Source organism: Daejeonella sp. (assembly GCF_037719425.1).
Classification (GTDB): domain Bacteria; phylum Bacteroidota; class Bacteroidia; order Sphingobacteriales; family Sphingobacteriaceae; genus Daejeonella.
On record NZ_JBBJNI010000002.1, the window covers coordinates 75,039 to 76,392 of the forward strand.

Consider the following 1,354-nt stretch of genomic DNA (forward strand, 5'->3'; position numbering starts at 1 on the left):
CAATAGAAAATACCCGGCTCCTAAAGATTTTTACCTCACCGATGGGATATCAGACACCAGCGTAAAATATATAGATCAGCATTTTACGAAATCACAGTCAAATCCCATGTTCATGTATGTGGCATATACTGCCCCGCACTGGCCCTTACATGCGCTGCAAAAAGATATTGATAAGTATGAGGAATTGTATAAAGCAGGTTGGGACAAAATGCGGGAGCAACGTTTTGAAAAGCAGAAACAAATTGGGTTATTTACTAACACTACGCAATTATCACCTCGCGATCCGGTGATAAAACCATGGGATTCACTGTCTGAAAAAGACCAAAATGAAATGGCGATGCGTATGGCTATTTACGCTGCCCAGATTGATGTGTTGGATCAGGGTATTGGACGAATTGTGCAAAAACTGAAAGATAAAAAACAACTTGACAATACATTGATCTTGTTTCTTAGTGACAATGGGGCGTGTGCTGAATTTATAAATAGCGGCCAAAGTAAGGAGGTAAACGGTGCTGAAAATACGTTTGAAAGCTATCGTATAAACTGGGCGAACTTGAGCAGTACCCCTTTTAGAGAGTATAAACATTACACGAATGAAGGCGGTATTGCTACACCTCTGATAGCATCATGGCCGGCTGGTATAAATAAAAACCTCAACAATACTTTTGTAAATGAGTACGGACATATCAGCGATATTATGGCAACATGTGTTGATATTGCTAAAGCAAAATATCCATCTCAGTACAAAGGTAATAAGATAACGCCTCTTGTTGGGAAAAGCCTTTTACCGCATTTTAAAGGACAGAAAAATAACAGAGGAATTGTTTATTGGGAACATGAGGCTAACATTGCTATGCGTGATGGTAAATGGAAACTTGTAGCTAAAACTGCCGAGGATGCAGAATTTTCAAAAAATACCCTTGAGTTATTTGATCTTGATGCGGATCCTTCAGAGATGAGTAATCTTTCAGCAAAATTTCCCGAACGGGTTTCCACTATGTATAACTCATGGGAGAAATGGGCAAAAAGTATAGGGGCTTTTCCTCTCGATACACGTAATTATGGTGCTCGCATGGATGCGTATAAAAGGATAATTAACGGCACCTTTGAAGAAGATAATCTCGGGGGCTGGAATGTCAAAACAAACGCTGGAGTTAAGGGGAACATCTCCATTGACGAAAATAGTAAAATAAGCGGTAAAAAAGCCGTGAAAGTTGCTATGTTAGTGCCCGGCGACAGGCCGGCAGCGATGGCAATGACCTGGAATTTCAAAGCGGTAAAAGGTGAAAAATATGCGATTAAGCTCAATTCGAAAGGCAGTAAGAATACCTCGTTTATTCTTCGGTTCGAGAAA

At 40.2% G+C, this 1,354-nt stretch carries 1 protein-coding gene; it reads left to right on the forward strand.

The features are described 5' to 3' along the window. A partial coding sequence (locus WKF69_RS00665; protein WP_340378611.1) for a sulfatase-like hydrolase/transferase occupies positions 1-1,354 on the forward strand: 1,354 nt, incomplete at both ends.